The sequence below is a fragment of the Thiohalocapsa halophila genome, assembly GCF_016583825.1.
GTDB classification, from domain to species: Bacteria; Pseudomonadota; Gammaproteobacteria; order Chromatiales; family Chromatiaceae; genus Thiohalocapsa; species Thiohalocapsa halophila.
In genome coordinates, this window is sequence record NZ_NRRV01000118.1 from 1 (window position 1) to 8,199 (window position 8,199).

Annotated in this window: 7 protein-coding genes and 1 pseudogene; all 8 read left to right on the forward strand. The window is 69.3% G+C overall.

Annotated elements, in window-relative coordinates; genetic code table 11:
* The first annotated feature begins 371 nt into the window (after nt 1–371).
* Nucleotides 372–725 (forward strand): hypothetical protein, encoded by a 354-nt coding sequence (locus CKO31_RS24640; protein WP_200243130.1) that lies wholly within the window; start codon nt 372–374, stop codon nt 723–725.
* 18 nt (nt 726–743) lie between these two features.
* Nucleotides 744–1,484, forward strand: a complete 741-nt coding sequence (locus tag CKO31_RS27070) for a hypothetical protein (protein WP_242475664.1) — start codon at nt 744–746, stop codon at nt 1,482–1,484.
* Between the two features lie 187 nt (nt 1,485–1,671).
* Entirely contained in the window at nt 1,672–2,529 is an 858-nt protein-coding gene (locus CKO31_RS24650; RefSeq protein WP_200243133.1) for a hypothetical protein, read from the forward strand.
* Complete coding sequence (locus CKO31_RS24655) at nt 2,526–5,108, forward strand: molybdopterin-containing oxidoreductase family protein (RefSeq protein WP_200243136.1); 2,583 nt, start codon at nt 2,526–2,528, stop codon at nt 5,106–5,108. Before CKO31_RS24650 ends, CKO31_RS24655 begins: the two co-directional genes overlap by 4 nt.
* A 21-nt stretch (nt 5,109–5,129) precedes the next feature.
* Nucleotides 5,130–5,846 carry a 4Fe-4S dicluster domain-containing protein gene (locus tag CKO31_RS24660; RefSeq protein ID WP_200243138.1) on the forward strand — a complete coding sequence of 239 codons (717 nt, stop codon included), beginning with the start codon at nt 5,130–5,132 and terminating at the stop codon, nt 5,844–5,846.
* Nucleotides 5,843–6,679: a TorD/DmsD family molecular chaperone gene (locus CKO31_RS24665; protein WP_200243149.1), complete on the forward strand. Its 837-nt coding sequence runs from the start codon at nt 5,843–5,845 to the stop codon at nt 6,677–6,679. Before CKO31_RS24660 ends, CKO31_RS24665 begins: the two co-directional genes overlap by 4 nt.
* A 61-nt stretch (nt 6,680–6,740) precedes the next feature.
* Nucleotides 6,741–7,859: a 4Fe-4S binding protein gene (locus tag CKO31_RS24670; RefSeq protein WP_200243152.1), complete on the forward strand. Its 1,119-nt coding sequence runs from the start codon at nt 6,741–6,743 to the stop codon at nt 7,857–7,859.
* Nucleotides 7,856–8,199 (forward strand): annotated as a pseudogene (locus CKO31_RS24675) (hypothetical protein); the annotation flags it as partial. The gene CKO31_RS24670 and the pseudogene CKO31_RS24675, both read left to right, overlap by 4 nt.

The following is an 8,199-nucleotide window of genomic DNA, read 5'->3' on the forward strand; positions in this document are numbered from 1 at the left end:
CCCCAAACGGCCGTCCTCAGCGCCCCCTGCGCGCCCGGCCCGCTTCGCTAAGCGCCTGTCCAAGTTATGGAACCGCCCCACGGGTGCGGGCCGCTGTCCGCCGCGCCGGACCCCAAGGCCCGGTTGAGCGACGCGAGCATCAGCAAAGGCTGCTGACAAATCGTCAGCGAAGCGACGGCGGCGCTGCCGGCCGCGTACCGCGACAACTGGAAAAAATCCACTCAAGACAGTCGCTAAGACGGCCAAAAAACACGTTGGCACAAGGGCTGCTTTAAGGCGATGGGCAGTCGTTCGGGCAGCCGAGGACGCCGCCGCCTCACCGTGGCGGACCGCTCCGGAGTTGCGCTTTCCCAGCCGCAGTGGAGGTCGTGATGCACAAGCGAGGTCTGCTGGCCGCAACCGCAGCGGTCCTATTGAGTTACGCAATCACGGGCGATTCCCTGGGCCAGCAGGCGGCGCGTCAGGCCAATGGGGGCTATCCCATTGCCGGCACGCAGCCATCCGCACGACCCGCCGGGGCGCCGGTGGTCCGCGAGGTCCGGAAACCGGAGGGCTGGTACACCAAGGCCCTCACCGGGATCAGTCAACCATACCCGGCCAGCCTGGGTTTCCTCGAGGATCAAGGCAACTGGTACACCCCATTCAACCGTCCGGGCATGGTCGGCCGTTACGACATCAGAGGGTGGCATCGACCATCGGCAGCCGACGCCCGAACACCACAATGAGCTGAGGAGGATGATCGAATGTACTGTGCACTGAAGAAGGTGAAAAAAGCCGCTGTCTCGACGCTGGTCGGCCTAGCGCTGGCCGGCGGTGGAACAGCGGCATACAGCATGGATGGCATGTCCGGCATGGGCGGCTGGGTGTGGATGCCCTCCGGCATGTCCGGCATGGGTGGCATGGGCGGAATGTCCGGCATGGGTGGTATGTCCGGGATGGGCGGTTACTGGGTGCCCCAAGGCATGGCCGGTATGGGTGGCATGTCCGGGATGGGCGGGATGTCCGGCATGTCCGGGATGGGCGGCTACTGGGTGCCCCAAGGCATGGCCGGTATGGGCGGTATGAGCGGCATGTCTGGTATGGGCGGAATGAGCGGCATGTCCGGTATGGGTGGCATGAGCGGCATGGGCGGGATGTCCGGCTACTTCAAGATCACACCTGAGGGTGCGATCTACTTCTACCCGATGACCGGCATGGGTGGCATGTCCGGAATGAGTGGCATGGGCGGCATGTCTGGAATGAGTGGCATGGGCGGCATGTCTGGAATGAGTGGCATGGGTGGCATGTCCGGCATGGGCGGCTACTGGGTGCCCCAGGGCATGTCCGGCATGGGCGGTATGGGCGGCATGTCCGGCATGGGTGGCATGTCCGGTATGGGTGGCATGTCCGGTATGGGCGGCTACTGGGTGCCCCAGGGCATGGGCGGTATGGGCGGTATGGGTGGCATGTCCGGCATGGGCGCGTGGACGCCTCCCGCCGGCTGACCTAGAGCCCCAACCCAGGTCCCAAGCCCGAGCGCAGGCCGGCAATGGATCGTGCCGGCCACACAGCGCATGCGCCCGCAGCAGCGCCGTCGAAGACCGGAGCTTCACACACTGCGTGCTGCAAACCCCGAGCCACCCAACAAGCGAAGGCAGCACGATGCCGAAGCCAACCCGACGAGCGATCCGGATGCTGGCGATCCCGATTCTGATCGCCTTCATTGCACCAGGCGCAGCTGCGCAGACACAGACCTGGAACGGCCTTTCCTACCAGGAAGCGCAATGGCATCCGCTGCACTTCAAGCCGGCCGCCGAAACGGCATCCAATGACGACTGCCTCGCCTGCCATGCGGACGTACTGCAACGGCGGGTACGCGCGGAAACCCCTGCCGGCGTGCAGGCCGGCGACACGCTCGGTTGGTACCAGACACTCGACACCTATGCGGGGGACCAGGAGACCTTCCACCGCCGCCACATGGTCACCGAGTACGCGCGCCAGGTGATGGACCTGAAGTGCAACACCTGCCATGTGGGCAACGACCCGCGCGAGGAGGCCGGCCTCTCCCACGCCGGCGGCGATCCCTGGCTGGTGCTGCGCAAGCAGGTGGACCCAAACACCTGCCTGCTCTGCCACGGCCGGTTCCCCTACGAGATCATGGGCGTCCCGGGCCCCTGGAGCGAGCACGGCGCCGCCTTCCAGAACAACTGCCTGCTCTGCCACGTCACCTTCCGCACCCACAGGCACCAGGTGAACTATCTGAAGCCGGATGCCATCGAGGCCCTGGCCGAGGAGCAGCAGGACGTCTGCTTCGGCTGCCACGGCGGTCGCTCCTGGTACCGCATCAGCTACCCCTATCCGCGCCATCCCTGGCCCGGTATGCCGGAGCTCGTGCCGGACTGGGCCAAAGACAGACCCACGCAGTCCCCGGCCCGCTTCCTGATCGAGGTCGAGCAAGCCGCGGCGCCGACGCAGCCGCCGGCGTCCGCGCCGACACCTGAAGCGGCACCGCCCAGCACACCGAGCCCGAACGCGGAGCAGAACCGATGACCGACCAAGCCGACCTGTCCGTGCTCGAAGGCCGTCTGAACCTGACACGGCGCAGCTTTCTGAAGGCGAGCGCTGCGGGCGCCGCGGCGGTGGGTGCCGGCGGCCTGATCCGCACCGACCCGGCCCGCGCCTTCGCCTACGAGCCCTATCCGACGGACGACGAGCTGACCACCGTGGTCACCAGCTGCGCCCACAACTGCGGCTCCCGCCACATGCTGGTGGCACACAAGCAGGGCGACGTGATCGTGCGCATCTCCACCGACGACGGGCGCTACCAGCGCGACGGCTTCTTCGGCAAGGACACCGAGGCGGAGCCCCAGGTGCGCGGCTGCCTGCGCGGGCGCTCCTACCGCCAGCGTCTCTACTCGCCGGAGCGGCTGCTCTACCCCATGGGCCGCGTAGGCAAGCGCGGCGAGGGCAAGTTCAAGCGCATCAGCTGGGACGAGGCGCTGGACTACATCGCCAACAAGATGATCGAGCTCAAGCAGCAATACGGCTCCACCGCGCTGCTGGATCAGAGCTACGCCGGCGCCTCCTACGGCGTGCTGCACAAGTCCGATCAGATCGAGGGCCTGCTGGGGCGCTTCCTCGGCATGTTCAGCTGCCGCACCAGCTCTTGGTCCGTGCCGTCCTACCAGGGCACCACCGCCAGCTCGCGCTGGACCTTCGGCACCATCGAGGACGGCAACGAGGACGATACCTTTGCCCACTCCAAGCTGGTGATCATGTGGGGCTGGAACCCCGCCTACACCTTCCATGGCGGCAACACCTTCTACTACCTGCGCCTCGCCAAGCAGCGCGGCTGCAAGTTCGTGCTGGTGGACCCGCAGTACACGGACTCCGCCGCCTCCTACGACGCCTGGTGGATCCCCATCAAGCCCAACACCGACGCCGCCATGCTCGCGGCGATGGCCCACTACATCTTCACCAACAACCTGCAGGACCAGGACTTCATCGACCGCTTCTGCCAGGGCATGGACGCGGGCACCATGCCGGTGTGGGCCTCCGGCAGCGCCAACGGCCGGGAGAACTTCAAGGACTACATCCTCGGCGCCTACGACGGCCAGCCGAAGTCGCCGGAGTGGGCGGAGGCCATCTGCGGCGTCCCCGCCAAGGACATCCGCACGCTCGCGCACCTGTATGCCACCACCAAGCCCGCGGCGCTCAAGGCCTCCTGGGCCCCGGGGCGCAACGCCTACGGCGAGCAGTACAACCGCATGGCCGCAGCATTGCAGGCCATGACCGCCAACATCGGCAACCTGGGCGGCTCCGCCGAAGGCGTGGGCAAGGCCTGGCACGCGGAAGCGGTGGCCTATCCCTACGATGAGTACGCCAACATCTGGTTCGCGGCGATCAAGTCCGACCGCTGGGCCCACTGCGTGCTGAACTACCCCAACATCAGCCGCGAGGACATCGGCCTCTGGCCGCGCGAGGATCAGCTCGACGGCGTCGTCCCGAATATCAAAGGGATCTTCTGGCAGGGCTCGGACTGGCTCAACCAGCTCACCAACATCAACAAGGAAATCGCGGCCATGGACAAGCTGGAGCTGGTGGTGTGCATGGATTCCACCATCACGCCGTCCGGCCTGTATGCAGACGTGCTGCTGCCGGTGGCCACCCACTTCGAGCGCCATGACGTGGCCCTGCCCTGGTACAAGGGCCATTACTACATCCACCGCCCCAAGGTCATCGAGCCGCTGGGCGAATCCAAGTCCGACTTCCAGATCTTCACCGAGCTGGCCTACCGCCTCGGCTGGAAGACCGGCATGGGCGATCGCTTCGGGCGCGCCTACAACCCCAAGGCGACCCGGGAGTACTTCGTCAATCCCGACCCGGTGGACGAGGCCTACCTGCGCGAGTGGTGGCAGAGCAAGGTCATGGCCCACCAGCACGTCGACATGCCCTGGGAGGAGTTCAAGGCGCGCGGCATCTACAAGTTCAAGCTCGAGCAGCCGCATGTGGCCTTCCGCGAGCAGGTCGAGCAGGGCAAGCAGTTCGCGACGCCGTCCGGCAAGATCGAGATCCTGTCCTCCCAGCTGGCGCAGGTCACCGACTGGACGCGGACCATGTACGGCTATCACATCCCGTCGATCCCCAAGTGGATCGAGCCCTGGGAGTGGCTGAACAGCCCGAAGACGGCCAAGTACCCCTTCCACATGATCTCGCCGCACCCGCGCTGGCGCACCCACTCCATCTTCAACAACTGCGGCTGGCTGCGGGAGACCTACGAGCAGGAGGTCACCATCAACGCCGCCGACGCCCGCCGGCTCGGCATCCGGACCGGCGACACCGTGGAGCTCTGGAACGAGCGCGGGCGCGTGGTGGTGCCCGCCTATGTCACCGAGCGCTGCATGCCGGGCGTGCTGGTGCTGCACGAGGGCGCCTGGCTAGACCTGGACGAGAACGGCGTCGACCGCTCCGGCAACGCGGACATGCTGACCCTGGACGAGCCGAGCCCCGCCGGCGCCTTCGCGTACAACACGGTGCTGTGCGACATCCGGCGCAGCCGGCTCGCGCACCGTCCCGGCTGGGACCGCCTCGCCACCTCCCGCGCGCATGTGTTTCGGCGCGAGCTTTGACCGCTCACCGAGGACCAATCCATGGCTGAAACCAAAGACCAGGCGCAGGGCGGGACGCCGAGCGCAACGCAGGCCGAGACGCAGGACCCGGCGCGCATCAAGGCGGCCGTCGAGCGCCGCAAGCGGGTGACCTACACGCCGGTGCAGCCGCAGCAGCAGCTCGGCTTCGTGCACCACAACGTCGACTGCATCGGCTGCCGCGCCTGCGAGATCGCCTGCAAGGACAAGAACGGGCTGCCGCCGGGGCCGCGGTTCCGGCGCGTGCTCTACGTGGAGGGCGGCATCTATCCGGACGTCTACGCCTACAAGGTCAATATCTCCTGCAATCACTGCGCCGAGCCCGCCTGCCTGCCGGCCTGCCCGACGGGCGCCATCTGGAAGCGGCCCGACAACGGCATCGTCGACATCGACTCCACCCTCTGCATCGGCTGCCGGCGCTGCGAGGCCACCTGCCCCTACGGCGCGCCGCAGTTCATCCCGGAGCAGAACATCGTCTCCAAATGCAACCTCTGCGTGGACGAGATCACCGCCGGCCGCAAGCCCTACTGCGTGATGGCCTGCATGATGCGTGTGCTGGATGTCGGCCCCATCGACCTGCTGGCGGAGAAGCGCTTCGCCACCCCGGCAATGGGCCCCGCCGACGAGCCCGTGCGGGCGGTGAAGAACTTCGCCGACCCGGCGCTGACCGACCCGTCCATCGTCTTCGTTGCCCACAGCAAGGGCAAGGTGTCCAAATGAGCGCCGTGCTGCAGAGCCGGGAGCCGGAGCGGGCGAGCGCCGAGCGCGTGGATCCGGCCCTGCCCGACCCGAGCCCGTCGGACCCCGCCCCGGCGGATGGGATCGCGCCGGACCTGGCGGCCTTCCGCACAGCCGCCGCCGAGGACCTGCTGCTGCTGGCGCTGCTGCACGACCGCGAGCTGACGCGCGAGCGGATCTCGGGGCTGTGGGAGCACTGCTACGACGACTTTCTCGGCCTGAGCCCCTGCGGCGAGGCGGCCCGCTACGCCCTGACCCTGCTGCGCGAGGGTCTCACGGACCTGCCCACCGACCTCACCGACGCGAGCCTGGACGCGCTCGCCGTCGACTACGCGGACATCTACCTCACCTACGGCCTGCGCGCCTCGCCCTGCGAGTCCGTGTGGCTGGACGCGGACAACCTGGCCCTGCAGGCGCCCATGTTCCGCGTGCGCGCCTGGTATCGCCGCCACGGGCTGGCCGTGGAGGACTGGCGCAAGCGCAGCGACGACCACCTGGTCCACGAGCTGCGCTTCCTCGCCCACCTGCTGCACGACGAGCCGGAGCCCGCGGCACTCGCCGACGTAGCGCGCTTCCTGGACGAGCACCCGCTGCGCTGGGTGGACCAGTTCGCCGAGCGGGTCGCCACGCGCTGCGCGACGCGCTTCTACGCCGGCCTGGCCCTGCTGACCGCGGCTTACCTGGAGGAGCTGCGCGATCTGCTCGCCGCGCTCGCCGGTCAACCGAGGCCGCCGACGCCCGCGCCCGCCGACGCCCCGCAGGCCACCACCGAGGCCGACGCCCCTTATGTCCCCGGAACGGCGCCCGGTTGGTGAGCCGGGCCAGCAAGCGAGCGTCTGTATCCAGTCGATGCCATCAGCCGGGCACAGTGAGTCCATGACCGGCCTGCTCGGCCTGCTGCGCGCTCCGGCGGCGTCCGACCTGCTGCCGCCGGAGGTGGTCACCGCACGCTGCGTGCACAGCCGCCTGCCCGGCGCCGGCTGCCGTCGCTGTGTGGACGCATGCCCGGTGCGGGCCTGGGTCATCGACGACGAGCGTCTCGGCATCGACGTGGACCGCTGCGACGGCTGCGGCCTGTGCGCCCCCGCCTGTCCGGAGGGCGCCATCGTCGAGCGCTTCCGCACGGCATCGCATCGCTGCGACGGTGTCGAGACCGCGTTCGCGGCCTGCCCCGCCGCCGGCGTCGACGCCGGCACCGAGGGGCTGCTGCCCTGCCTGCATGTCCTCGGCGACCGAGCGCTGCTGCGGCTGCATGCCCGCGGCGTGCGCCGACTGCTGCTGTGCGGGGGCGACTGCGACACCTGCCCGCGGGGCGGCGTCACCCGGGTGCAGGCACAGGGCGCGCGGGTGTCGGCACTGCTCGCGGCGCGCGGGCAGCCGGCGCTTGCGCTGGAGGCGCTGCCGCAGACCGATTGGACATCGGCGCTCGCAGCCGCCCGCGCCGCCTCCAAGCGCCGCGCGCTGGACCGGCGAGCGCTCCTGCTGGGCTGGGTGCAGTCTGCCGCGGACGGCGTTGTGGATCTGGACGAGCGCGAGCCGGGCGGCCTGGCGCGCTTCGTGCCGCCCGGGCGGCTGGTGGGCAGCACCGAGCTGGACGGCGCGTCGCACCGAGCCGGATTCGACACCGGCGGTGCCCCCGGCGGCGGCTTCAGCCTGCATGCCCCGGCCATCGACACGCAGCGCTGCAGCGGCTGTGATGCCTGCGCGCGCATTTGTCCGCACCAGGTGCTTTGCATCGCGCCCGAGGCCTACCGCATCGACCCGGACGGCTGCACCGGCTGCGGCCTCTGCGTGGATGTCTGCGCGGGCGCAGCCATTCACATCAGCTCGCCGGCGCCCGCGCCCGAGACGCGCATTCCACTGCACCCCGCCCGCTGTAGCGCCTGCGGCGTGCACTTCCACGTGCCGCACGTGCCGACGGCCGGGGCGGCGCGCTGCCCGGTCTGTGTCCAGGCACCCCATCACCAACGTCTCTTCCAGGTGCTGCAGGCATGAAGAATCGACTCACCGCCATCGGCGACCTGCTGCCGCTCGCGGCGGGCGTCGGCTTGCTGGGCGGCGCTGCCTGGCTGCTGTGGGACGGCAGCGCTGCGCGGCAGGAGACTGCGCCGCCGCCGGGGCAGGTTGCCGCGAACATCGGCCCCATCGGCAGCGTGCGCGTGGCCGAGCCAGAGCCGACACCATCGGCGACAGCAGCCACGCCGCCGCCGGCGGTGCCGGTCGAGCCCGCAGAGCAGGATGCCGCGCCGGAAACCGACACGGCCGCGGCGAGCGTCGACGCGACGGCCGCAGCGCGCGAGCCGGAGCCGCCGCCGCCGACGGCGGAGCCGCCCGC

Coding starts and splice junctions, on each gene's coding strand:
- CKO31_RS24640 (WP_200243130.1), top strand. CDS start 372: ATGCACAAGCGAGGTCTGCTGGCCGCAACCGCAGCGGTCCTATTGAGT.
- CKO31_RS27070 (WP_242475664.1), top strand. CDS start 744: ATGTACTGTGCACTGAAGAAGGTGAAAAAAGCCGCTGTCTCGACGCTG.
- CKO31_RS24650 (WP_200243133.1), top strand. CDS start 1,672: ATGCTGGCGATCCCGATTCTGATCGCCTTCATTGCACCAGGCGCAGCT.
- CKO31_RS24655 (WP_200243136.1), top strand. CDS start 2,526: ATGACCGACCAAGCCGACCTGTCCGTGCTCGAAGGCCGTCTGAACCTG.
- CKO31_RS24660 (WP_200243138.1), top strand. CDS start 5,130: ATGGCTGAAACCAAAGACCAGGCGCAGGGCGGGACGCCGAGCGCAACG.
- CKO31_RS24665 (WP_200243149.1), top strand. CDS start 5,843: ATGAGCGCCGTGCTGCAGAGCCGGGAGCCGGAGCGGGCGAGCGCCGAG.
- CKO31_RS24670 (WP_200243152.1), top strand. CDS start 6,741: ATGACCGGCCTGCTCGGCCTGCTGCGCGCTCCGGCGGCGTCCGACCTG.